This window comes from Pseudoduganella sp. UC29_106 (assembly GCF_044055365.1).
Lineage (GTDB): Bacteria > Pseudomonadota > Gammaproteobacteria > Burkholderiales > Burkholderiaceae_D > Rugamonas.
This window is the reverse complement of sequence record NZ_CP171977.1, coordinates 6369201-6392070: the sequence shown is the minus strand read 5'-3', so window position 1 is coordinate 6392070 and position 22870 is coordinate 6369201. Positions and strand designations below refer to the sequence as shown.

21 protein-coding genes and 3 pseudogenes are annotated in these 22870 nt (G+C 61.5%); 17 read left to right on the top strand and 7 right to left on the bottom strand.

What is annotated here, in order from left to right:
- Positions 1-380 precede the first annotated feature (380 nt).
- Positions 381-917, bottom strand: coding sequence for a DinB family protein (locus tag ACHMW6_RS31835; protein ID WP_395403130.1), 537 nt, complete (start codon positions 915-917; stop codon positions 381-383).
- 70 nt (positions 918-987) lie between these two features.
- Between ACHMW6_RS31835 and ychF the strand changes: the two genes are divergently transcribed.
- The gene (gene ychF / locus ACHMW6_RS31830; RefSeq protein ID WP_395403128.1) at positions 988-2079 is read left to right on the top strand and encodes a redox-regulated ATPase YchF; all 1092 of its coding nucleotides are present in this window, start codon (positions 988-990) and stop codon (positions 2077-2079) included.
- Positions 2080-2136: 57 nt separating this feature from the next.
- On the opposite strand, the gene ACHMW6_RS31825 is transcribed toward ychF, so the two are convergent.
- Positions 2137-2400: a hypothetical protein gene (locus tag ACHMW6_RS31825; protein ID WP_395403126.1), complete on the bottom strand. Its 264-nt coding sequence runs from the start codon at positions 2398-2400 to the stop codon at positions 2137-2139.
- A gap of 224 nt (positions 2401-2624) precedes the next feature.
- On the opposite strand from ACHMW6_RS31825, the gene ACHMW6_RS31820 reads away from it, so the two are divergent.
- Entirely contained in the window at positions 2625-3821 is a 1197-nt protein-coding gene (locus ACHMW6_RS31820; RefSeq protein WP_395398832.1) for an IS256 family transposase, read from the top strand.
- A 509-nt stretch (positions 3822-4330) separates the two neighbouring features.
- Here the strand turns inward: ACHMW6_RS31820 and ACHMW6_RS31815 are convergent.
- Genes ACHMW6_RS31815 through ACHMW6_RS31805 form a run of 3 tightly spaced genes read right to left on the bottom strand, consistent with a single transcriptional unit; the run spans position 4331 to position 5169 of the window.
- The gene (locus ACHMW6_RS31815) at positions 4331-4489 is read right to left on the bottom strand and encodes a transposase (protein WP_395408762.1); all 159 of its coding nucleotides are present in this window, start codon (positions 4487-4489) and stop codon (positions 4331-4333) included.
- Entirely contained in the window at positions 4417-4971 is a 555-nt protein-coding gene (locus ACHMW6_RS31810; RefSeq protein WP_395403124.1) for a hypothetical protein, read from the bottom strand. Before ACHMW6_RS31810 ends, ACHMW6_RS31815 begins: the two co-directional genes overlap by 73 nt.
- Positions 4972-4986: 15 nt before the next feature.
- Positions 4987-5169: a hypothetical protein gene (locus tag ACHMW6_RS31805; RefSeq protein ID WP_395403122.1), complete on the bottom strand. Its 183-nt coding sequence runs from the start codon at positions 5167-5169 to the stop codon at positions 4987-4989.
- A gap of 498 nt (positions 5170-5667) precedes the next feature.
- Between ACHMW6_RS31805 and pepA the strand changes: the two genes are divergently transcribed.
- From pepA to ACHMW6_RS31775, 6 genes are all read left to right on the top strand, one after another.
- The gene (pepA, locus tag ACHMW6_RS31800) at positions 5668-6552 is read left to right on the top strand and encodes a flocculation-associated PEP-CTERM protein PepA (protein ID WP_395403120.1); all 885 of its coding nucleotides are present in this window, start codon (positions 5668-5670) and stop codon (positions 6550-6552) included.
- Between the two features lie 281 nt (positions 6553-6833).
- The gene (locus ACHMW6_RS31795) at positions 6834-7202 is read left to right on the top strand and encodes a transposase (RefSeq protein WP_395403118.1); all 369 of its coding nucleotides are present in this window, start codon (positions 6834-6836) and stop codon (positions 7200-7202) included.
- A 90-nt stretch (positions 7203-7292) separates the two neighbouring features.
- Entirely contained in the window at positions 7293-7529 is a 237-nt protein-coding gene (gene tnpB / locus ACHMW6_RS31790; RefSeq protein WP_395403116.1) for an IS66 family insertion sequence element accessory protein TnpB, read from the top strand.
- 50 nt (positions 7530-7579) lie between these two features.
- Positions 7580-7846, top strand: a complete 267-nt coding sequence (locus ACHMW6_RS31785; protein ID WP_395403114.1) for a hypothetical protein — start codon at positions 7580-7582, stop codon at positions 7844-7846.
- Positions 7847-7860: 14 nt separating this feature from the next.
- The gene (locus ACHMW6_RS31780) at positions 7861-8877 is read left to right on the top strand and encodes a hypothetical protein (protein WP_395403112.1); all 1017 of its coding nucleotides are present in this window, start codon (positions 7861-7863) and stop codon (positions 8875-8877) included.
- A gap of 142 nt (positions 8878-9019) precedes the next feature.
- Positions 9020-10432: a YncE family protein gene (locus ACHMW6_RS31775; protein WP_395403110.1), complete on the top strand. Its 1413-nt coding sequence runs from the start codon at positions 9020-9022 to the stop codon at positions 10430-10432.
- 65 nt (positions 10433-10497) lie between these two features.
- Here the strand turns inward: ACHMW6_RS31775 and ACHMW6_RS31770 are convergent, their stop codons facing one another.
- Positions 10498-11886 carry a proline iminopeptidase-family hydrolase gene (locus tag ACHMW6_RS31770; protein ID WP_395403108.1) on the bottom strand — a complete coding sequence of 463 codons (1389 nt, stop codon included), beginning with the start codon at positions 11884-11886 and terminating at the stop codon, positions 10498-10500.
- A 130-nt stretch (positions 11887-12016) separates the two neighbouring features.
- Here ACHMW6_RS31770 and ACHMW6_RS31765 point away from each other — a divergent pair, with 130 nt between their 5' ends.
- The 3 genes and pseudogenes from ACHMW6_RS31765 to ACHMW6_RS31755 all read left to right on the top strand — a co-directional run bounded on the left by ACHMW6_RS31765 (position 12017) and on the right by ACHMW6_RS31755 (position 15627).
- Positions 12017-13516, top strand: a complete 1500-nt coding sequence (locus ACHMW6_RS31765) for an NYN domain-containing protein (RefSeq protein ID WP_395403106.1) — start codon at positions 12017-12019, stop codon at positions 13514-13516.
- Positions 13517-13608: 92 nt separating this feature from the next.
- Positions 13609-14462: pseudogene (locus ACHMW6_RS31760) on the top strand (MOSC domain-containing protein).
- Between the two features lie 31 nt (positions 14463-14493).
- Complete coding sequence (locus ACHMW6_RS31755; RefSeq protein WP_395403104.1) at positions 14494-15627, top strand: DUF484 family protein; 1134 nt, start codon at positions 14494-14496, stop codon at positions 15625-15627.
- Between the two features lie 99 nt (positions 15628-15726).
- On the opposite strand, the pseudogene ACHMW6_RS31750 reads toward ACHMW6_RS31755, so the two are convergent.
- Positions 15727-17707 (bottom strand): annotated as a pseudogene (locus ACHMW6_RS31750) (cation:proton antiporter).
- An 81-nt stretch (positions 17708-17788) separates the two neighbouring features.
- Between ACHMW6_RS31750 and ACHMW6_RS31745 the strand changes: the two are divergent.
- The 6 genes and pseudogenes from ACHMW6_RS31745 to ACHMW6_RS31720 all read left to right on the top strand — a co-directional run bounded on the left by ACHMW6_RS31745 (position 17789) and on the right by ACHMW6_RS31720 (position 22808).
- Positions 17789-18811 (top strand): SIS domain-containing protein, encoded by a 1023-nt coding sequence (locus ACHMW6_RS31745; RefSeq protein WP_395408761.1) that lies wholly within the window; start codon positions 17789-17791, stop codon positions 18809-18811.
- On the top strand, positions 18811-19350 hold the full coding sequence (locus tag ACHMW6_RS31740) for a KdsC family phosphatase (RefSeq protein WP_395403102.1): 540 nt from the start codon (positions 18811-18813) through the stop codon (positions 19348-19350). Before ACHMW6_RS31745 ends, ACHMW6_RS31740 begins: the two co-directional genes overlap by 1 nt.
- Positions 19351-19359: 9 nt before the next feature.
- Positions 19360-19953: an LPS export ABC transporter periplasmic protein LptC gene (gene lptC, locus ACHMW6_RS31735; protein WP_395403100.1), complete on the top strand. Its 594-nt coding sequence runs from the start codon at positions 19360-19362 to the stop codon at positions 19951-19953.
- 21 nt (positions 19954-19974) lie between these two features.
- Positions 19975-20388: pseudogene (lptA, locus tag ACHMW6_RS31730) on the top strand (lipopolysaccharide transport periplasmic protein LptA); the annotation flags it as partial.
- 171 nt (positions 20389-20559) lie between these two features.
- Positions 20560-21315 (top strand): LPS export ABC transporter ATP-binding protein, encoded by a 756-nt coding sequence (gene lptB, locus ACHMW6_RS31725; RefSeq protein ID WP_395408760.1) that lies wholly within the window; start codon positions 20560-20562, stop codon positions 21313-21315.
- A gap of 8 nt (positions 21316-21323) precedes the next feature.
- A complete protein-coding gene (locus tag ACHMW6_RS31720) occupies positions 21324-22808 on the top strand; it encodes an RNA polymerase factor sigma-54 (protein WP_395403098.1) in 1485 nt (494 codons plus the stop codon).
- Positions 22809-22870: the final 62 nt, after the last annotated feature.

Here is a 22870-nt window from a genome sequence, read left to right as displayed (position 1 = left end):
ATCACGCTCCGTCCGCCGTCCGCCACGACGGGCATGTCAACGGGCGCAGACTGTGCGTCGGACGCGGCCTGCGCACGCGCCACAAGCGTCTCACTTTCTGCCGGCTGCCGCGTAACGCCCGGGCGCAACCGTTCAACCGAACCCTCGAGCAAGCGCAAGTCGCGCTGCAAGCGCTCGATCAACGCCGCGGCGTTGCGTGCATCACGCCGCGCCGTCCACGCCCATCGCCCGATGACGATGAACAGCAAGAACCAAAGCAAATCCATGAACGCCCCCGAAAAAATGGTCGCAGTGCATTATTTGCAAGGGCTGACGATAGCACAAGCCCGGCGATACCTGTATCACCCCAAGCTGCCAAAAGTATCGGAATATGAGCTGTATCAGGTCCCGTGTTCAGGAATCAGGGCCACCAGATCGGTCACGCCCACATCAATGCCCTGCTGGAACAGCAGAGTGGTCGCCTGTCCGCGATGATGGGTCTGATGGTTGAAGAAGTGCGTGACCAGCCCGCCAAGACAGCGGCTGCCCGGCACCCCGGCCAGGCTCTTGTAGTGGATCACCAGGTCGAGATCCGCCTCGGTCAGCGCGCAAGTCCAGTGCATGATCTGGCGGTCCAGCCAGGCGCGGCGCACGCGTAGTGCTTCCCAGCTCATCGGCTCGCCGCGACCGTCCACCGTCTGCGGCAGGGCCATCACCTCCGCCAGGATGGATGCGAAATGCGGATGGGCGCCGAAGCGGCGCAGCCAGATCACATCCGCCACCGCAATGTGCTGCAGCGTCATGTGCAGAGAGCCGAAAAATGCGCCGCGTTCAGCGTGACGCTCCTCTTCCGGCAAGGTCGCGGCGGCTTCATACAGCTTGTGGTTCATCCAGTCGTTGTACTGGGCCAGCAGGCGGAAATGGGCGGTTCGGGACATGTTCTGGGGTACAATCTCGGTTTATTTTGCGGCGTTCGCCGTAGCAGAACAGTATATTAAAAGGTTTTCCATGAGTCTCAAATGCGGCATCGTCGGCCTGCCTAACGTCGGCAAGTCCACCCTCTTCAATGCACTGACCAAGGCCGGCATCGCCGCCGAGAACTACCCGTTCTGCACCATCGAGCCGAACGTGGGCGTGGTCGAAGTGCCTGACTCGCGCATGGACAAGCTGGCGGAAATCGTCAAACCCGAGCGCATGGTCAACGCCATCGTGGAATTCGTCGACATCGCCGGCCTGGTCGCGGGCGCGTCGAAAGGCGAGGGCCTGGGCAACCAGTTCCTGTCCCACATCCGCGAGACGGACGCCATCGTCAACGTGGTGCGCTGCTTCGAAGACGACAACGTGGTGCACGTGGCCGGCAAGGTCAGCCCGCTGGACGATATCGAAGTGATTCAGACCGAACTGTGCCTGGCCGACCTGTCCACCGTCGAAAAGACCATCGCCCGCGAGCAGAAGAAAGCCCGCTCCGGCGACAAGGAATCCGCCAAGCTGGTTGCCGTGCTGGAAACCCTGGTGCCGCACCTGAACGAAGCCAAGCCGGTGCGCGCCCTCGGCCTGGACGAAGAAAAAATGGCCCTGATCAAGCCGCTGTGCCTGATCACCGCCAAGCCGGCCATGTATGTGGCCAACGTGTCCGACAGCGGCTTCACCAACAACCCGCTGCTGGACCAGCTGACCAAGTACGCCGAAACCCAGAACGCGCCGATCGTCGCCATCTGCGCCGCCATCGAAGCGGAGATCGCCGACCTAGACGACGCCGACAAGGGCGCCTTCCTGGCCGACATGGGCATGGACGAGCCAGGCCTGAACCGCCTGATCCGCGCCGGCTACAAGCTGCTCGGCCTGCAAACCTACTTCACCGCCGGCGTGAAGGAAGTGCGCGCCTGGACCATCCACATCGGCGACACCGCTCCGCAAGCCGCCGGCGTGATCCACACCGACTTCGAACGCGGCTTCATCCGCGCCCAGACCATCTCCTACGACGACTACATCCAGTACAAGGGTGAAACCGGCGCCAAGGAAGCGGGCAAAATGCGCGCTGAAGGCAAGGAATATGTCGTCAAGGATGGCGACGTGCTGAACTTCCTGTTCAACGTCTAAGTTGTCATAGCTGTTTCATGAGGTTTCTATTTATTTCGTGAGGATAACAAGGGAATTCTAAGTCATTGAAAAGCCGCGATATTTCGCGGCTTTTTTGTTTTTGTGCTGTTTCATTTCCACAAGAGAAGCTCTATCTGTGCGTTTGCTCGCCGAATTGACCCACTGCAACTGACCCGCCTTCCACTGCCTTGCAAATGCGGCCACGCGGTCGTATGACTCTTCATAACCCAATTCCTTCAGGTCCAGATGGAGCTGCCGCAAATTTCGCCGCTGCTTACGAGGCTTGCTCGCCTCGACCTTGATCCAGCCTGAAAGCTGCACTGTGTATTTGTCGAGTCCGCTGGAGGAACGCCGCTCCGCATAGGAGGGCTCTACGGTTTCCGAACGTAGATAACGTCGGACGGTGTTGCGATGGTGCCCCAGGGTGTGGTGTATGAAGAGGTCGCCGGAGTCGGCGTTTAGGAAGGCTGCTTGAGGGCGGCCATTGTGATTCTTAAGGTAATGTTGGGTTTGCGAAGACCTTAACTCAACCTAAGGGAAACACAATGACCAACGCCACTATCGCACTATCCGAGCTCGCCGAAAAGGGGGCGGATGCAGATTTCATCCGTCAGACCTTGCAACATGCCTTGCAGCGGCTCATGGAAATGGACGTGGAAGCGCTTTGCCAGGCCGCCTATGGCGAGCGCAGTGATGAACGCATCAACAGCCGCAACGGCTATCGCGACCGCGCTTATGAAACCCGGGCCGGCAAAGTCGATCTCAAAATACCCAAGCTGCGCAGCGGCAGTTATTTCCCCGGCTTCCTGGAGCCACGGCGCACAGCCGAAAAGGCGCTAACAGCGGTGATTCAGGAGGCCTATATTCAGGGCATCTCCACCCGCTCAGTCGATGAACTGGTCAAGGCTATGGGCATGACCGGCGTCTCCAAGAGCCAGGTCTCGCGGCTGTGCGAAGAGATCGATGAGCGGGTACAAGCTTTCCTTGGTCGGCCTATCGAAGGCGATTGGCCTTACCTGTGGATCGATGCCACCTACGTTAAATCGCGTCAGGCCGGCCGAGTTGTGTCAGTGGCCGTGATAATCGCGGTGGCCGTCAACACTGACGGCGTGCGCGAAATCCTTGGCGTGGCGACCGGCCCTTCCGAGGCTGAGCCTTTCTGGACCGAGTTTCTGCGCGGCCTGACGCGGCGAGGGCTGCGTGGCGTTAAGCTGGTTATCTCGGATGCCCATGAAGGGCTGAAGGCGGCCACCAGCAAGGTGTTGAAGACAACTTGGCAGCGTTGCCGTGTGCACTTTATCCGTAACGCCCTGGCGCATGTTGGTAAAGGCCAGCGCCAGGCCGTACTGGCCATGATCAATACCATCTTTGTGCAGGAAAGCGCCGAGGCAGCCAGCGGGCAGTGGCGAACAGTGGCCGACCAGCTGCGGGCCAAATTCTCCAAGCTGGCTGCCATGATGGATGACGCCGAATATGAGGTTCTATCCTTCATGAGCTTTCCCAAGGCGCACCGAACCCAGATTCACAGCACCAATCCGTTGGAACGCCTGAACGCCGAGGTCAAACGCCGCACTAACGTTATTGGCATCTTCCCCAATGACCGCGCCATCATCCGGCTCGTGGGCGCCTTGATGCTGGAGCAAAATGACGAGTGGTCACTGCAACGCCGATACATGCAGCTTGAAGGATTGCAGTCCTTGAGCGACAATCAGTCCGCACGGCTCTCTGCCGTGATCAACTGATCGGGGACCCAGCCCCTTGAGAATCACTTCTCGTACACCACTCCTGGGGACACCATCGGTGTTGCGCGAGATGCCGAGTCGTCTGGCGATCTCTCGTAGTGGGACCTGGTCACGAAGGTGCCAGCGTCGAATTTTGCAAAGCACAGCCACGTCGATCACTCCGATCTCCTGCCGATAAGACAGGTGGAATTGTGCTACTAACGTGGGTCACCCATTAGCCGTCCATAGTCAAGGGCGCAGACGTCTTCCTCGCCTGCCTGGCGATCTCTCGACAACTTGGCCATCGCTTTGTAGATAGACGAATCTGACATCGCATCCTGCGCTTCGTTAGTTGGTTGCCTGAATCGCACCAGTCACCCATATGGATCAAGCAGCGGTGCCAAATCGACCGCTGTCCTGGCAGCCTGTGCTGCCCCAGAAGCATCTCGGTACCGTTTGTTTCGCTTTGCCTTCTTCCGCTGGTGGAATTTACGAGCTGGCTCGCAATAGCGGATGGCAAAATTTGCGGCCTAGACGTAGGCCCACGCTAAGTAGCGGTTTCCGTTCTTGGTGTTGCCTTCACCTTTCTTTTTCCCATTCGAGACGTACGTGCTGTTCAGACATCGGCAGTACGATGCGTAGTTGCCGGCGTTAGCAAAGCGCTCGATCTTGCCGGTCTCAAGAAGAATGAGCGTAGCGAGGATGGGGCCAATGCCTGCCACGCTGGTGAGCAATTTATATTCTGGGTTGCCATGGCAATACGCTGCCAGGACGTCTTCAACGATGTCGATCTGGTTTGCAGCGCCTGGAGTACGAAAAGATTTGCCTTGATACCAAGCACTGTGTCTGGCTCTAGCGCCAGGGCATCGACAAAGGAACAGGTCAGTCGCTTAATATCGTTGGCAGCGACAGCCTCGCCAGTTTGCTGCATCAAACAAGTCTGTATGGCCACGAGCTGGGTTGTGCGTTGCTGGACCAACTGCATACGTTCGCGGGCTAGATCCCGAACTGCGCGAATCGGCTGCAGCATGATGTGACCTTCTGGCAGCAAACCCAGGCGAAGGATATGTGCCAGATGGCGAGCGTCACATTCATCGCCACGATGCTTAAGACGGTCGTACTGCTTGATCGCGGTGGTGTTGGTTAGGTGGAGCGAATAGCCAGCGGCCATCAGTCCATTAACTAGTCAGTACCAGTTGTAGGTGGACTTCACGACCACGCCGAACAGCTCCTGCTGATATGGACTTAACGCGGCACGTATGGCGACAAGATCGTTGGGGAGCCGCTTGGAATACACGATCTTGTCGGCATCGTCGGAGACGACGACAAAGCAGTTGTTGGAATGAAGATCAATGCTACAAAATAACATGACGCCCCTCCTCGATAAAGTTCGGATTCGTACCGTGACTTTATGCTCCGGCTACTGCCAAAGGGAGGACGGCTAGATGATTATCAGGTTCAGATGCAAATCTGTGGTGATGGTGGGTCAATCTTCGGTGCAACTCAACATCCAACATTTGCGAACCGTGCCGAGGAACTGGCTAGAGGCTCAAAAAAAGAAGATGCCTCCCATGTGCTGGCAATACATATCGTTGCTCAACACAACAGAAGCATGAGGTGATGTGTTGTTGACTTTTTCGGGTACGAATGCCGGCCAGGATAGTGTCGGATAATTTTACACCCCCCACCGCCCCCCCGCGAGCAAACCCAGCCAATGCACACTCAACATCTTGTTTTATTGGTGATTAATATATATGGCCCGACTTTTGCATAGGTAATGTACGGTGCTTAACTCCTTGCACAAAATGATGCCCGGCAGGGTGATTATGCGCACTAATTATTTCGGACAGCCAACTGGAGTAAAACCATGAACATGAAGAAAACGATTTGGACGCTGGGCACTGCGGCCGTGCTTGCAATGGGAGCTACAGGCCAAGCCAATGCCGCCCCCGCGATAGGCTTTACCCCCACCGGCTCAGGCGCCGGATATGTGCAGGCCGACCTCTTTACATGGCTCACGGATTCGGCACTCTCCGTCGGGTTCGTGCCCGGGACGACAGCTCCGCCAGCTTATGGCCCTATTGACTTGATTGCTCAAGGGCGAATCGGGGCTCTTCAGAATGGCGGGGCGGTCGTTACGCCAGCAGGTCTTAACAGCACTTACGAACTTACGTTTGTGACCGCGATCAAAGAAACGGTGCTTAGCCAATCTACCGGTGTTCTTTTTGGCAGTACCCATGAAGTAGCTAGCTTTGGCTTAGCTGCGGGCACCAACGTTTTTGACCTCTACTTTGACAGCACGGTCAACGCGAACCCGAATATTGCATCCGGCTATATTTCGCCAATCATATCCGGCAGTTCGACTTGCGCTAGCGGTGCGATTTTGTGCGGTCACGCAGTGAGCGCTGTATCCAGTTTCGACGGCATCATCGCCGGAACGGGCGCGGGGACTGGTACTGGATCGTTCAATATTCGTTACATCATCGATGGGTCCAACTCGGACTACATTGATGTCGCGACTGGCAGTATTTTTGATATTGAAGCAACCGGCACGCTCAATCTTCCACCATTTTTCAACCCTGCGACGATGGCTAACGGAACCCCTACTAGCTCCGGTCTGCTACTTAAGCTTGACGGGTCCAACAGCTTCAGTGCTGCCGTTCCGGAACCGGGTTCGCTCGCACTCTTGGGGCTTGGTTTGGCCGGACTGGCCGTCACCGGTGCAAAGCGTCGCCGCACTCCCTCCGCCTGATATAGGACAGGCAGTGGAGTTGTCGGGATATCGATGTAGGTAGCCTGCATCCACAATTAACGAGTTACAGCTAACGCTGTATTTGTCAAACTGCGCAGCCACTCGCTGCGCAGTTTTTATTATGCGTTTCCCCAGAGTACACGCCGACAGACTGCGATTGTCCGGTTACCTCCATAAGACAAAACAGGGCTATCTTCGTAAGCGCCCGGCGAACCCATTTGTAAATTGAGACGTTAGACCGCGAAGATCGTGTCCCCTTAAAACGATGGTGGACACTTTCGATGGAAATCCAGAAGCCAGGCCGCAGCCGGCGTCATCATCCGGAGGCATTCAAGCAGGCGGTAATTGAAGCGTGCTGCGAGCCGGGTGCCTCGGTCGCTGGCATTGCCGTGGCCAACAGCGTCAACGCGAATCAGGTCCGGCGCTGGATGCGTGAGCGCGGTATTGAACCGCCGACGCGACGCGTAGCGATGCCAGTGCTCGAAACGGGGCCAACGCCGGCCTTCGTGCAATTGCCGATTGCCCCAGCGATGCCGACATTGGGGGATATCCGGATCGAGGTTCGCCGGGACAATACTGCGATCAAGGTCGAATGGCCGGTCCAGGCATCCGGCGATTGCGCCGCCGGGTTGCGCAATTGGCTGCGATGATCCGGGTCGATGCCCCCTGGCTCTCGACCCGACCGCTTGAGATGCGGGCGGGAACGGAAACGATCCTGGCCCAGGTCGTCCGGATCTTCGGTGAGGCGCAACCGCACCATGCCTATCTCTTTTGCCAACCGACGAGGCAATCGCCTGAAGGTGCTGGTGCATGACGGTTACGGCGTCTGGCTGGCCAAACGTCGTCTGAACCAGGGGCGGTTTCAACTCCGGCCAAGCGAGGGCAGCGTCGCGCTCACCCGCGGGCAATTCGAGGCGCTGATCCTGGGTCTGCCCTGGGAACGGCTGGCCGACGGCGGCGTGATCCGGGTTCTGTGAGTATCTACCAGTAGGGAAGTCCACGATGGCCAGTTCATCTTGCAGGCGGCATGATGTCGGCCATGACATTGCCCGCCAACCTCGATCAACTGACGGCCGACGAACTGCGCGAGTTGGTTCGCCAGCAAGCCGAAGTCATTACGCGTAATGTTCAACGTCAAAGCCAGGCCGGAATCCGGCGGGTTCCGCAGCTAAAAGCCCAGATTGCTGTCCGCAGCCGGGGCTTTTTACATATCGAAAAATTTACCAAAAGTGAAAATTCGATAGTTTTGCTGCTATGCCGCGATGGTAGCCTTGCCAACTTTAATTTACCATAGGCAAGGTTATCCCAGTGACCAGAAATTTCTTTACGGGCCTTCTCGCCGCCATGTCCGTGCTGATGTCCGGCTGCGGCGGCGGGGGCGGCGGCAGCAGTGGTGGAGGCGACAGCACCACGGCGCCCATCCCTCCCACCACCTCGGCAGCCCTGACCTTCCGTCCCTCGACCGCGACGGCGACGCTGGAAGCGGGCAAGAGCAGCACCCTCACCATCAATGCCAGCGTCAACCGTCCCTCGGACTTCACCGGCAATGTCTACGCGCTGATCGTCGACAGCACCGGCGTGCTGCTGCCGACCGCGAAGATCCTGTCCAGCTCCGCGACCGAATACAGCGCCGTGCTGCAGACGGCCGCCACGCTCGCGCCGGGCAGCTACAAGGGCAATTTCAGCGTCAGCCTGTGCAAGGATACCGGCTGCGCCGCCCACTGGCCCGGCTCGCCGATGCAGCTGCCGTATGACTTCAAGGTCGTCGCTCCCACCGCCGTACTGGCCGCAACGCCCGCCGCGCCGCTGACGGCCACCATGACTATCGGCGGCACGGCGCCAGCGCCCGTGCAAATTGCTGTCAAAGGCGCGTCGCTGAAATGGACGGCCGCCTCGAACGTGCCCTGGCTTAAGATTTCCACGTCCGCGGGCGAAGGCGACGGCAGCTTCGCCGTAACCTATGACACCAGCGGCATGATCGTGATCGCCGATACCACCCTGCGCGGCGAAATCACCGTCAGCAGCGGCGATGGGCAGAAAGTCGTGCTGCCCGCCGTGCTCAACCTGCAGCCCGGCAACCAGGGCAATTCCGGCAGCTTCAGCGTTACCGCCGTGAATGGTGCGCCGATCGCACCGCTGCAGATGCAATTGCCCAGCACCGGCACCTGGAGCGCGAAGGCGGACGTTGCGTGGCTGAGCGCCGCGCCCAGCAGCACAACTCCGGGCCTGCTGAGCCTTACCGTCAATCCCGCACGCGGCCCGCTGGCCAGCGGCACCCATGCGGGCAAGGTCACGCTCAGCGCGCCCGGGAGAGCGACCGCGTAACGCCTTTCAGCCTGACCCTGACCCAGCCTGCGCTGTCCCTGTCCTCCAACTCCGTGACGCTGGGCGGCGCCTACGGCCGCGATAGCACGCCGCTGCGCTGACCCTTGCCCTGAACACGCGGGACAACGCGTGGCCGTGGACCTTGAGCGGCGTACCTGCCTGGATCACGCCGAGCGCCACCAGCGGCGCGGTGAACGAGAACGGCAGCACCGTGCGATTTACGGCCAACACGTCCGCGCTGCCGGCAGGCACCAGCAGCGCCGTGGTGAACGCTACCGCCATCGTCAATGGCGACACGGTGGTCAAGCCGGTCACCCTCACCGTCAACCGCGACCAGCGCAAGCTGGTGCCTTCCGATGTGGGCGTGGCGCTGGTGTCCGTGCCCGGCTGGACGCGCCTGAACGCCACCATCAAGATCAGCGACAACTTCGGCCTCGGCGCGACCTGGACCGCGAGCTCCAGCCAGCCCTGGCTGACCGTGAGCCAGAACGGCGACACGCTGACCCTGAGCGCCGCGCCGTCCACGCCGCTGGAAACCATCAGCTACGCCACCGTCACGCTCTCGCCGACGACGGCAGGCGTGGCCGCGCCCGAAGTGGTGCGCGTGGCGCTGTGGCGCAGCGCGTACGCTCCGGCGACGGCGTTTCGCGTAAAGACCAGCTACTGGCGCGTGGCAGCCGATCCGATTCGTCCGCTGGTTTATGTGCACAACGGTGACAGCAAGATCGACGTCTACAACGTCTACACCGGCCAGCTCGTACTGAGCACCGCCGCCCTGGGCAGCACGCTCGGGGACATGGCCGTGAGCCCGAACGGCGACCGCCTGTATGCAGTCGATCGCGGCGGACGCTCCATCGTCGTGGTCGATCTGGCCACGATGACGAAACAGGCGGCGTGGCCGGTAACAGGTGTCACCGACCTGGAAACCAAACTGAAGGTAATTCGCCCGAATGGCGAAGAACTGTTGCTGACCAGTGAGCAGGGCGCCTACCGTGTGGCGACCGGCCGGCGCCTGGCCACGCCATTCAGGACGGGTATCATTGCCGCATCGCCGGATGGCCGCCGTGTGTACGTCCAGAACGAGAGGGACAGCACTACCGTGAGCATTTACGATGTCGACTTCTCGGCGATGGGCGGCGGCACGCTGTTCGCAGTGGAAGGACGCACGGCTTATGCGGGCAATGGCAGCAGCGGCAATGACATCGCAGTCAGCACTGATGGCACGCGCGTCTACAGTGCCAGCGCCACGCCGTCGCGCTGCACGGTGGCGAAAGCTTCGGATTTTTCGAACCTTGGGATCCTGCCGGGTGGCGAACCCTGGCCAAGCAACGTTGAAGTGGACAGCCTTGGCCGCGTGTATTGCGGCAGCGCTGCGCCATACGGCAACAACGATGTCTGGATGCACAGCGCCACCGGCACCCTGCTGAAAGCCTTCCGCCTGTCGGGAGTCGGCAAGAACCTGTTGGAGCGCCAACTGGTCGTTTCCGGCGACGGCATGATGCTGATCGGCGTGACCGATGACCCCAGCATCACTTTCATCGCCGTCGGGCCTTAAAAAAACCTAACCCGGGGTCAGACCCGCCGGGACTCGGCGTCCCCGTCTGACCCCGACTTTCGGTTTTAAGGCGCCGCTTTCTTCTCATGCTCGGCGATAGCCTTGCTGAAGCTGTCCATCAGTGGATTCGGCACGGCGAGCGACAGTTGATAGTGCTCAATCCTGAACCCCTCGGGCGTGTTGCGCAGCACGCCGCTGGCCTGGCAGGTGCCCATCTGGGTATTCAGCTGTTCATCGAACCACACATACTGCTTGTCCGGCGAGAAGTACACGTTGCGCTGCTGCGCTGTGAAGTTCCAGGCTTTCTTGCGGTCCCAGAAACGCTTGGCCCAGGTCTTGAACTGGTCGCGGGTCCAGACTTCGGACTTGTCCGTGCCAATGAAGACGCCTTGCGGCGCGAACTTGTCCCAGTAATCGGGACGGGTGTTCGCCGCATCATCGTGCCAGCGGTCGACAAAAGCATTGACCGCCTTGCTGAATGCCGCGTCGTCGCTGCTGGTGAGGAAACCGATCAAGCCCTTGAAGTAAGCCTGCTGGTCGTCGTACATGGACATATGGCTGCCGTTCGGCAGATAGAGATAGCTGCCGTGCGGCAGTTTGGCGGCCATCATTTTCATATGGGCCGGGTCCATCGTATCGTGCTCGGCGCCGATCACCAGCGTGGGCACGGTGATCTTGCCCAGGTCCGCAACGCGGTCCCAGTTCAGCAGCTTGCCGCTGGCGCCCAGTTCACTCGGGCCTTGCATCGGTACATAGATCTTCGGGTTCAGGTGGCCGAAAGAACGGGTGACGGGTTCCGGCCACTGGGCCGCAGGCAGGCGCAGCACGTGGTGCTCGTAGTGGTGCGGCATCAGCAATTCCATGTACTCGGGCGACTCGTATTTGCCCTCGGCTTCCAGTTGCTTGATGCGGGCCAGGGCCTTCTGGTCCATCTTCGGCATCAACACATCGTGCGCATACTTGTTGTAGGCGGGGATGCTGGCCATCATGTTCGAGATCACCAGGCCCTTCAGGTTCTGCTGGTATTTCAGCGCATATTCCATGGCGAGGATGCCGCCCCAGGAATGGCCCAGCAGGTAGAAGTTGCTTTTGTCCAGGCCAAGCGCCTTGCGCACCTGTTCCACTTCCTCCACATAGCGCGCGGTATCGACCAGGGACGGATCTTCCGGCTTGTCGCTGCGGTCGGAACCCAGCTGGTCGTAGTAATAGTATTCGATGCCCGCCTGGGGGAAGAAGCTGTCGAAGGCTTCGAAGTATTCATGGGTGGCGCCGGGGCCGCCGTGCAGCAGCAGGACCTTGACCGTGGGGTTGTTGCCTACCCGCTTGGTCCATACGCGGAACTCGCCTTTTGGTGTCTGGACAGGGATCATGCGCACGCCGCCGGTCTGTACTTCCGCCGCCGGCGCGGCGCCGGCAAAGACGAGGGCGGCAATCATCGCCAGGAACAGTTTCATCGATTCTCTCCTTGTTGTTATCGTGCGCGCAGCATAGCATCAAGCGCTTTGGCGCTGGCTGTATAATCGTTGGATTGTGCACAGCTGATAACAATCACTTTTACTCATGGCTTCAAACGAAAATCTCAGCATGGCGCTGTTCTGCGACTTCGAGAACGTCGCACTGGGCGTACGCGATGCAAACTACGAAAAATTCGATATCAAGCCGGTGCTCGAACGCCTGCTGCTGAAAGGCAGCATTGTGGTCAAGAAGGCGTATTGCGACTGGGACCGCTACAAGGCCTTCAAGGGCAGCATGCACGAGGCGAATTTCGAACTGATCGAGATTCCGCACGTGCGCATGTCCGGCAAGAATTCCGCCGACATCCGCATGGTCGTCGATGCGCTCGACCTGTGCTACACCAAGTCCCACGTGAATACCTTCGTCATCATCTCCGGTGACTCCGACTTCTCCCCCCTGGTTTCCAAGCTGCGCGAGAACGCCAAGCGCGTGATCGGCGTGGGCGTGAAGGATTCGACTTCCGACCTGCTGGTGGCCAACTGCGACGAATTCATCTTCTACGACGACCTGGTGCGCGAATCGCGCCGCCAGCAGGCCGCCCGCCGCGATTCGCGCGAGCAGCAGCCGAAGCGTACGCCGGAAGAGGAGAAGCGCCGCAAGGAGGAAATGGAAAAGCGCCGCAACCAGGCCGTCGAAATCGCCTACTCGACCTTCGATGCGCTGGCCGCCGAGCGGGGCGAGGGCAAGATCTGGGCTTCGGTGCTGAAGGAAGCGATCAAGCGCCGCAAGCCGGATTTCAGCGAGTCCTATTACGGCTACCGCACCTTCGGCAACCTGCTGGAAGAGATGAAGGCGCGCGGGCTGCTGGAATTCGGCCGCGATGAGAAATCCGGCGCTTACGTCTACCGAGGCAGCCAGCCTGTGGCTGCGCCCGTCGCCGTGACCGAGCCTGCTGCCGCTGCCGAAGGCGAAAACCTGGCCGCAGCCGAGGGTGCGGAGCAGGGCGACGCCGCCGAGCAGCGTGAAGGCCGCCAGGACGGCCGTCGTGGCCGCGGCAACCGTGGCGGACGCAATCGCCGCGGCGGCGCGCCGGTGCCGGAGTCCGAAGAGTCGATGGCCGCCGAAATCGCCGCCGCAGCGGCGAGCGCCGAGCAGATGCTCGAGGAGGAAGCCAACGAAGTCGAATCCGCGCTCGACGATGCATCCGAGTTCGGGGCGCCTGCCGCCGCACCGGTGGTCGCCGCCGAGGAAGCGGCCGGATACGCCGTTGCCGGCGAGCCCGAAGCCGAAGCCCCGGCGCCGGCCAAGCGCGGCGCGCGCGGCGCGGCCCGCAAGCCCGCCGCCAAGAAGACCGGCCGCACCAGCAAGGCCAAGGCCTCAGCCGCCGAAGCGGAAGCCGTGCTGGCGGCCGACGCCGGCGCCGCCGCGGCGGACAATATCGCCGCCGAAGCCGAAGCCGATGCCGAAGCCGCAGCAGACCGCGCTGCCGAAGCCTCGGTCAACGCGATCGAGAACTCGCTGGATGCCGACTCTGCGCAGAAAAAGCGCATGCCGAAGCCAGGCACGCACAAGGCGCCGGCCCGCAGCCGCCTGCCGCGCAAGCCCAAGACCAGCAAGACCGAAGCCTGATTTCGGGCGGCCGGGCGCAGATAGTTGATTGTCTGCGCCCGGCTTTGCTGCCATAATCGATGCTTAATAATTAGTCATTAGGCGTTAGCGTTATGGCCATCTTGTCCGAACTCAATCTCTATCCGATCAAATCCTGCGCCGGCATTGCGCTGAAGGAAGCCACGCTGACCCCGCGCCGGGCTGATGACCGAGCAGATTTATGACCGCGAGTGGGCGGTCGTCGGCCTGGATGGCGTGGCGCTCACCCAGCGCGAGCATCCGCGCATGTCCCTGATTGTGCCCAGGCTGAAAAGCGAAACGCTGGAGCTGCGCGCGCCCGGCATGCTGCGCCTGGAAATCCCCCTCGGCCTGCCCGATCCCGAAACAGCGCCCACGCTGCAAGTCCAGGTGTGGGGAAGACACGGTCCTCGCCTACGACTGCGACGAGACTACCGCCACCTGGTTCTCCAGCTTCCTCGGCGTGCCGTGCCGCCTGGCGCGCTACCACGCCAACGCCAAGCGCACCACCAGCGGCAGGTGGACCGATGGCGAGCTGCATCCGACCCTGTTCTCGGACGGCTATCCCATCCTGGTGATCGGCACCGGCTCCCTGCAGGACCTCAATGAAAAGCTGCACACGGCCGGCCGCGAACCGCTGCCGATGAACCGCTTCCGTCCCAATATCGTGATCGGCGATATCGAGCCCTTCGAAGAGGACTACACGGAAACCTTCTGCGTCGGCGACGCAATCCTCAAGCCGGTAAAGCCCTGCGCCCGCTGCCCGATGCCTTCGGTCGACCAGGGAACCGGCGAATTCGGCCCCGACCCGCTGGATATCCTGCAGTCCTACCGCGCCAAGGAGGAAGTCGAAGGCGGCATCTGCTTCGGCATGAATGTGGTAGTTCTGCAAGGCGAGGGCCAGCAATTGAAGGTGGGGCAGGAAATCGGGGTTACACTGGCATTTTGATAGCTTAGCTGGATCGGCGGTGCGGATGGACATGGCGCAAAAACTTCCGGGCAAGCAGCCCAAGCAAACGGACCTTGTGGCCGAAAACAAGGCGCTGCGTGCTCGTCTCGCCTATCTGATCGAGCAGGCCGAACGCAATCACGAAATCATGATGCGCCACCAGGCCTTCGACCTGGAGATCGTCGGCGCGTCCACCTTCCCCGAGCTGATTGGCACTATCTTCCGGACCCTGCCGGTGATCTCGGACCTGAGCGCTGTCACCCTCAGCCTGATCGATGAGGATTCGGATATCCGCACCGTGATGGAAAAGTTGGGCGTGAACTTCGCCGACTTCCCGCAGCTGATCTTTGTGCCGGACGTGGACGCCCTCGGTTTCGAGCTGAACCCTCGTACCCCGCCCAAGCCGGAGCTAGGCATGTTCGACGCGCAGCGCCACGGCGCGCAATTCCCGAGTCCCGAGCAGCGCCTGCAAAGCGCGGCCATCGTGCCCCTGCTGCGCAACAAGCGCATCATCGGCAGCCTGAATCTGGGCAGCGTTGACCCGGCGCGCTTCTCGCCGTCGCTGGGCACGGATTTCGTCGAGCACATGGCCTCCATCATCGCCATCTGCCTGGAGAACGTGATCTCCAACGAGATGTTGAAGTACATCGGCCTGACCGATTCCCTGACCGGCGTCTACAACCGCCGCTATGTGGACCGCCGCCTGATCGAGGAGATCTCCCGTGCGCGCCGCCAGGAGTATCCGATTTCCTTCATGTACATCGACATCGACCACTTCAAGCGCGTCAACGACACCGTGGGCCACCAGGGCGGCGACGATGTGCTGCGCGAGATCGCCAACCGCATCAAGAACGAGCTGCGGCTTTCGGACGCACTGGCCCGCTTCGGCGGCGAGGAGTTCGTGGTCCTGCTGATCAACGCGGATTTGGAGAGCGCCGCCTTCGTGGCCGAGCGTATCCGCGCCAGCATTGCGGCCAGCATGATCGACTTGTCCGGTGGCGTAAAGGTATCGATTACCGCATCGGTGGGCGTAGCCAGCCTGTCCCAGACCGCCGCCGGCGGCGCGGTTGAAGTCCAGGCCCAGGAATTGATCGCCCACGCCGACGAAGCCTTGTATCAGGCCAAGGACGGCGGCCGTAACCGCGTAATCAGGTACGCACCGTAAACGCCGGCGGATCAATGATCCGCCCTACACCCTGACGGGCACGGGACGCGTCGTAGGGCGGATCATTGATCCGCCGTGCATCCCGACCCGCGGCCCGGTTCAAGCCAACAGCTCCCCCTCAGCCCGCGCCACGGCGTCGGCAGCGCCGCGCAGCACCACCACGTCGCCTGCCTCCAGCACCGTATCGGGCGCCACCTCCAGCCGCTCCTTGCCGCGCCGGATGGCCGAGACTTCCGCGCCCGTGGCGGCAATGTCGATTTCGCCCAACTCCCGGCCGACGCATGAGGCGCCATCGGCCAGCGCCACCGAATGCAGGCGTACCAGTTCCGACTCGTCCGCCGTATCGCTGGCGCCGTGGAAGTAGCCGCGCAGCGAGGCATAGCGTTCCTCGCGGGCGCGCTGCACGCGGTGCACTACTCGCCGCAGCGGCACGCCCAGCATCACCAGCGCGTGGGAGGCCAGCATCAGCGAGCCTTCCATCATTTCCGGAACCACTTCGGCGGCGCCGGCGGACTTCAGCCGGTCCAGGTCCGTATCGTCATGCGAGCGAACAATGACGGGCAGGGTGGGGGGCCAATTCGTGCACCAGGTGCAGCACCTTCAGCGCGGACGGGGTGCTGGCATAGGTGATCACAACCGCCGAAGCGCGGTAGATACCGGCCGCCACCAGGGATTCGCGCCGCGCCGCATCGCCATAGGAAACGTTGGCGCCCGCCGTCTGCGCTTCCTGCACCCGGGTCGGGTCCAGGTCCAGCGCGTGATAATCGATCTTCTCCTCGGTCAGCAGGGTGGCCAGGCTCTGGCCGGAGCGGCCGAAGCCCGCCACGATCACGTGCTTGTTGGTGGACATGGTGCGCGCCGCGATCTTGGTCAGCGTCAGCGACTGCATCATCCACTCGTTGGCAGAGAACTTCAGCACAATCTTGTCCGACTGCTCGATCAGGAAGGGCGCCAACAGCATGGACAGCACCATCGACGCCAGCACGACCTGCACCACGAAGGGGTCGACCAGGCGCATGCCGCCCACCACATTCAGCAGCACGAAGCCGAACTCGCCGGCTTGGGCCAGCGCCAGGCCGGTGCGCATCGCCGTGCCGGTGGAGGCGCCGAACAGCCGCGCCAGGCCGGCGATCAGGGCGAATTTCAGCAGCACGGGGCCGGCCAGCAGGATCAGCACCAGCCACCAGTTCTCCGCCACCACGCGGATATTCAGCAGCATGCCGACGGTGATGAAGAAAAGCCCCAGCAGCACGTCGCGGAAAGGCTTGATGTCCTCTTCCACCTGGTGCTTGTATTCGGTTTCGGAAATCAGCATGCCGGCCACGAAGGCGCCCAGCGCCAGGGACAGGCCGGCCATCTCGGTAATCCAGGCCGCGCCCAGCGTGATCAGCAGCAGGTTCAGCATGAACAGCTCCTGCGAGCGGCGCTTGACCACGATGGTGAACCACTTGCGCATCACGCGCTGGCCGATGAACAGCAGCAGCACCAGCACCACCACCGCCTTCAGGCTCGCCAGGGCCAGCGTGCCGGCCAGGTTATCGGGATTCTTGGCCAGGGCCGGGATCAGGATCAGCAGGGGCACCACGGCCAGATCCTGGAACAGCAGGATGCCGACGATATTGCGCCCATGCTCGCTTTCCAGTTCCAGGCGCTCGGTCAGCATCTTCACCACGATGGCGGTGGAGGACATCGCCAGCGCGCCGCCCAGGGCGAACGAAGCCTGCCACGTCAGGTGGATGGAAGGCGGCAGCACGAAGTGGATGACCCAGCCAAATACCATTGTGGCGACGATGGTCAGCGCCACCTGGGCCATGCCCAGCCCGAACACGATGCGCCGCATGGCCATCAGCTTGGGCAGGGAGAACTCCAGCCCGATGGAGAACATCAGGAAGACCACGCCGAATTCGGCAAGGGAGTGGGTGGCGTCGCTTTCGGTGGCCAGTCCCAGGGCATTGGGACCGATCAGGATGCCGACCGCCAGGTAGCCCAGCATGGGCGGCAGGTGCATCATGCGGAAGGCGACCACCCCCAGCACCGCGCTGGCGAGCAGCAGGAGGGTCAGTTCAAGAGGCGTGAACATTATCTGATCTTAGTCGATTGGCACCGTTGTTTGTTGCGTCTGGCAAGTTTTTTGCTTTACCAATTCGGCTATACTTCCGGCATGAGTGTAACCGATGAAAAAACAATGCTGAAAGTTTTTGATGCCAAGACCGCAACCCGCGCACTGGAACTGGCGCGCGAGGCCCTGCAAATCGAGACGGACGCGCTGCGCGCCCTGCATGAACGCCTGGCGACCGACGAATCCGTAGGCAAGGCCGTGTCCCTGTTGCTGCAATGCAAAGGTCGCGTCGTGGTATCCGGCATTGGCAAGTCCGGCCATATCGGCCGCAAGATTGCCGCTACGCTGGCGTCCACCGGCACCCCGGCCCTGTTCGTGCACCCGGCCGAAGCCGCGCACGGCGACCTGGGCATGATCACGCCGGAAGATGCGGTGATCGCCATTTCCTATTCCGGCGAGGCGGCCGAACTGATGGCCATCCTGCCGGTCGTGAAGCGCATGGGCGGCGTGGTGATCTCGATGACCGGCAAGCCGGAATCGAGCCTGGCCAAGCTGTCGGACGTGCACCTGGACGTTTCCGTGGCCAAGGAAGCCTGCCCAATGAACCTGGCGCCCACCGCCTCCACCACCGCCACGCTGGCGCTGGGCGACGCGATCGCCGTGGCCCTGCTGGACCTGCGCGGCTTCAAGGAAGAGGATTTCGCCCGCTCGCACCCGGGCGGCGCCCTGGGCCGCCGCCTGCTGACCCATGTGCGCGACATCATGCGTACCGGCGCCGCCATCCCCGCCGTGGGCCTGGACACCCGCCTGCCCGATGCGCTGCTGGAAATCACCCAGAAGGGCATGGGCATGACCGCCGTCGTCGATGCGGACAACAAGCCGGTCGGCGTCTTCACCGACGGCGACCTGCGCCGCATGATCGAAAAGGTGCAGGACTTCGGCAAGGTCGTCATCAAGGACGTGATGCACCTGAGCCCGCGCACCATCGGCCCGGACAAGCTGGCCGTGGACGCTGTCGCCATCATGGAAGAATTCCGCATCAACCAGATGCTGGTCACCGATGATGCGGGCATCCTGGTTGGCGCCCTGCATATCCACGACCTGACCCGCGCCAAGGTGATCTGATGAGCCGCCCCTACAATATGGACAACGTCAAGCGCGCCGCCAAGGTGCGCCTGATGATCTTCGACGTCGATGGCGTGCTGACCGACGGCAGCCTGCACTACGGCCCCGAAGGCGAGATGATGAAGACCTTCAACGTGCACGATGGCCTGGGCATAAAGCTGCTGCAGGAATCGGGCGTGCAGACCGCCATCATCAGCGCCCGCCGTTCGGCCACCGTAGCTGCGCGCGCCAAGGACCTGGGCATCGAGTTCGTGCACCAGGGCGGGCACGACAAGCTCACCCCCTTCCGCGCCCTGATCCAGCAACTGGGCCTGACCGAAGAGCAGGTCGGCTTCATCGGCGACGATGTGGTGGACCTGCCCATCCTGAGCCGCGTGGGCTTTGCCGTCAGCGTGCCGAACGGCCGCCCGGAAGTGCACAGCCGTGCGCATCATATTACCGAAGCGGCCGGCGGCCGCGGCGCCGTGCGCGAGGTGTGCGAATTCATTCTGCGCGCCCAGGGCAACTACGAGCGCATCATGACCCAGTTCATGGTGTAAGGGAGCAGCATGCGCAACCAGAGGACCGCCCACCGTTTCCGCCTGTCGCTCGGCATGCTGCTGGCGCTGTTTGCCGCCGTCGGCTCCTTCTGGATACTGGAGTTGCTGAACCGCGCCGGCGAGGAAATGCAGGCCGATATGCGGATGAATGAACCGGACTACATCGTCGAACGCTTCAGCTTCGTGCGCCTGAACAAGGTTGGCAAGCCAAGCTACATCATCTCCGGCGACAAGCTGACCCACCGTCCGATCGACGATTCCTCCGAGATCGACAAGCCGATCGTGCGCAGCCTGGCCGAGGACAAGCCTCCCATGGATATCCGCTCGAAAACGGCGCGGGTGGATGATGTGAACAGCCGCGTGACCCTGCGCGACGAGGTAAGGATCGACCGCGCCGCCGGGCAGGCGAACCAGGAACTGCACCTGGAAACGGATAAGCTGGTGATCTACCCGGACGAGGACCGTATGGAGACGGACCAGCCGGTGCGCATGAAATCGGGTGAAACCACCGCGCAAGCCAGTGGCATGCGCGCCAATAACGCCAGCCGACAGTTGGAACTGTCCGGCCGCGGCACGCTCGTCTTCCCGCCGAAGGCGCGCTAACCCAATACGAATGGAATTACGATGAAAAAACTCCTGCTTTCGGCAGTCCTGGCTTTGGTGAGCGGCATGGCCGCCGCCGAAAAAGCCGACTCCTACAAGCCGATGGAAATCAAGTTCGATAACCTGGAAGTGGACGATGTGAAGCAGCAGCGCATCGCCACCGGCAATGTGGTCCTCACGCGCGGCACGCTGTTGATGAAGGCGGCGCGCGCCGTGGTGTCGCAGACGCCGGAAGGCTTCCAGCACGTGGTGCTGACGGGCGGCGGCGGCAAGGCCACCTTCCGCCAGAAGCGCGACGGCGAAGGCGACCAGTGGGTGGAAGGCGAGGCTGAACGCATCGAGTACGACGAGAACGTTGAACTGGTGAAGATGTTCAGCAAGGCGAAGATCAAGCGCCTGGAAGGCGCCAAGCCGAGCGACGAAGTCGAAGGCGAATTCATCTCCTATGACAGCCGCAAGGAATTCTTCAGCGTGAAGAACACTTCCACCGGCGAGAGTAAAACAGGGCGGCGGCCGCGGCACGATGGTGATCCAGCCGACGCGCACCGCTCCACCGGCAACGCCGCCGGCCACGACCAACCCAACGCCAGCGGCAGGGAAATAAGCATGGCGGTTTCGACTTGCGAAAGCACCCTGGTCGTCAAGGGCCTGCAAAAGACCTACGGCAAGCGCCAGGTGGTGCATGACGTGTCGCTGCAGGTGGATTGCGGCGAAGTGGTAGGCCTGCTGGGGCCGAACGGCGCGGGCAAGACAACGTCCTTCTACATGATCGTGGGCCTGGTCGCGTCCGACGCAGGCACCATCGATATCGGCGGCGTGGACGTGTCCATGCTGCCCATCCACAAGCGCGCCACCCTGGGCCTGTCCTACCTGCCGCAGGAAGCTTCGGTGTTCCGCAAGCTGACCGTGGAAGAGAATATCCGCGCCGTGCTGGAGATTCAGAACGTGGACGGCAAGCCGATGACCAAGGCGCAGATCGACGAGCGCCTGGAAGCCCTGCTGGCCGACCTGCAGATCGAAAAGCTGCGCGAGAACCAGGCGCTGTCGCTGTCCGGCGGTGAACGCCGCCGCGTGGAAATTGCGCGCGCCCTCGCCACCAACCCCCGCTTCGTGCTGCTGGACGAGCCGTTCGCGGGCGTGGACCCGATTGCCGTGATCGAAATCCAGCGTATCGTACGTTTCCTGAAGGAGCGCAATATCGGTGTGCTGATTACCGACCACAATGTGCGTGAGACGCTCGGTATCTGCGATCGCGCCTACATCATCAACCAGGGTTCGGTGCTGGCTTCGGGCCGCCCGGACGATATTATTGCCGACGAGTCTGTCCGCCGCGTGTATCTCGGCGAACACTTCCGCATGTAAGCAAGGCCATGAAACAGTCACTGCAACTGCGAACCTCGCAACACCTGGCGCTCACACCGCAGCTGCAGCAATCCATCCGCCTGTTGCAGCTCTCGACGCTCGAGCTGCACCAGGAGTTGGAGCAGCTGCTGAGCGACAACCCGCTGCTGGAACGCCTGGATGATCCGCTCGATCATTCGGTGCGCCTGCTGGCGGACGGCGCCATCAACCAGGGCAATGGCTCTGCCGAAGCACCACAAGAGTCCGCGCCGCAAGGCGAGGGCGAATCCGCGCCCAGCGCCGAAGCCGACAGCTATGAAGGCGGTGAAGGCGGCGAAGGCGAGGGCGGCGACATAGGCGATAGCGACTGGAGCGATTCCGGCCGCAACAAGTCGCCGGACGACGAGGACAGCCGCCCGCAATTGGAAGCGAACCACTGCACGCTGCGCGAGCACCTGCTGGAGCAGATGCGCGTGACCGTGGCGGAAGCGCGCGACCGCGCGCTGATGGAAATCATCATCGATGCGCTGGACGAGAACGGCTACCTGGAAGAACCGCTGGAAGAGATCCATGCGCGCCTGCCGGAAGAGCTGGAAGTCGAACTGGAAGAGTTGCGCACGGCCCTGTTGCTGCTGCAGAACTTCGACCCGGTCGGCGTGGGCGCGCGCAATGCGTCCGAATGCCTGGCGCTGCAGATCAAGCGCCTGCCCAATGTGCCCATGGTCACGCGCCGCATGGCGCTGTGCATTGTCGAGAAGCATCTGACCTGGTTTGCCCAGCGCGAGTTCAACAAGCTGAAGAAGGCGCTGGACTGCGACGATGAAGACTTGCGCGAAGCGCAGGCGGTGATTCGCCAGTGCAATCCCCATCCGGGCGCTGAATTTGCGTCAGACGTGTCAGACTATGTCGTGCCGGACGTGATCGTGAAGAAGAGCCGCAATGGCTGGCAGGTCAGCCTGAACAACGACGTCATGCCGCGCCTGCGCGTGAATGCCTTGTACGCGAGCCTGCTCAAGCAGGGCAAGGGCGAATCCCAGATGAGCGCCCAGCTGCAGGAAGCCAAGTGGCTGATCAAGAATATGCGCCAGCGCTTCGACACAATCCTGCGCGTTTCGCAGGCGATAGTAGAAAGACAAAAGAACTTTTTCAGTCATGGCGCAGTGGCCATGAGACCCCTTGTGTTGCGTGAAATAGCTGATACACTGGGACTACACGAGAGCACTATTTCTCGGGTAACAACTCAAAAATACATGCTCACCCCGCATGGCATGTTTGAGTTGAAATATTTCTTTGGAAGCCACGTCGCGACTGAAGCTGGGGGTGAAGCCTCATCGACTGCGATCCGTGCGCTGATCGTGCAATTGACAGGAGCAGAAGACCCGAAAAATCCTTTATCCGACAGTAAGATTGCGGACATGCTGGGAGAACAGGGCATGGTCATAGCGCGACGTACTGTTGCCAAGTACCGAGAAGCATTGAAGATCCCACCAGTAAGTCTCCGCAAGTCTTTGTAGTGCACGGTTCCGCTGCATGCTACAAGCATGTATGAACTTGTAAGCGACATCATCTTTAGGAG

Excerpts from the sequence above, each read along its gene's own strand:
- ACHMW6_RS31785 (WP_395403114.1), top strand. The coding sequence starts at position 7,580 with ATGATGTCGGCCATGACATTGCCCGCCAACCTCGATCAACTGACGGCC.
- ACHMW6_RS31820 (WP_395398832.1), top strand. The coding sequence starts at position 2,625 with ATGACCAACGCCACTATCGCACTATCCGAGCTCGCCGAAAAGGGGGCG.
- ACHMW6_RS31810 (WP_395403124.1), bottom strand. The coding sequence starts at position 4,971 with ATGGCCGCTGGCTATTCGCTCCACCTAACCAACACCACCGCGATCAAG.
- lptC (WP_395403100.1), top strand. The coding sequence starts at position 19,360 with ATGCGCAACCAGAGGACCGCCCACCGTTTCCGCCTGTCGCTCGGCATG.
- ACHMW6_RS31795 (WP_395403118.1), top strand. The coding sequence starts at position 6,834 with ATGGAAATCCAGAAGCCAGGCCGCAGCCGGCGTCATCATCCGGAGGCA.
- ychF (WP_395403128.1), top strand. The coding sequence starts at position 988 with ATGAGTCTCAAATGCGGCATCGTCGGCCTGCCTAACGTCGGCAAGTCC.
- ACHMW6_RS31835 (WP_395403130.1), bottom strand. The coding sequence starts at position 917 with ATGTCCCGAACCGCCCATTTCCGCCTGCTGGCCCAGTACAACGACTGG.
- ACHMW6_RS31805 (WP_395403122.1), bottom strand. The coding sequence starts at position 5,169 with ATGTTATTTTGTAGCATTGATCTTCATTCCAACAACTGCTTTGTCGTC.
- ACHMW6_RS31755 (WP_395403104.1), top strand. The coding sequence starts at position 14,494 with ATGGCGCAAAAACTTCCGGGCAAGCAGCCCAAGCAAACGGACCTTGTG.
- ACHMW6_RS31740 (WP_395403102.1), top strand. The coding sequence starts at position 18,811 with ATGAGCCGCCCCTACAATATGGACAACGTCAAGCGCGCCGCCAAGGTG.
- ACHMW6_RS31745 (WP_395408761.1), top strand. The coding sequence starts at position 17,789 with ATGAGTGTAACCGATGAAAAAACAATGCTGAAAGTTTTTGATGCCAAG.
- ACHMW6_RS31720 (WP_395403098.1), top strand. The coding sequence starts at position 21,324 with ATGAAACAGTCACTGCAACTGCGAACCTCGCAACACCTGGCGCTCACA.
- ACHMW6_RS31765 (WP_395403106.1), top strand. The coding sequence starts at position 12,017 with ATGGCGCTGTTCTGCGACTTCGAGAACGTCGCACTGGGCGTACGCGAT.
- pepA (WP_395403120.1), top strand. The coding sequence starts at position 5,668 with ATGAACATGAAGAAAACGATTTGGACGCTGGGCACTGCGGCCGTGCTT.
- lptB (WP_395408760.1), top strand. The coding sequence starts at position 20,560 with ATGGCGGTTTCGACTTGCGAAAGCACCCTGGTCGTCAAGGGCCTGCAA.
- ACHMW6_RS31770 (WP_395403108.1), bottom strand. The coding sequence starts at position 11,886 with ATGAAACTGTTCCTGGCGATGATTGCCGCCCTCGTCTTTGCCGGCGCC.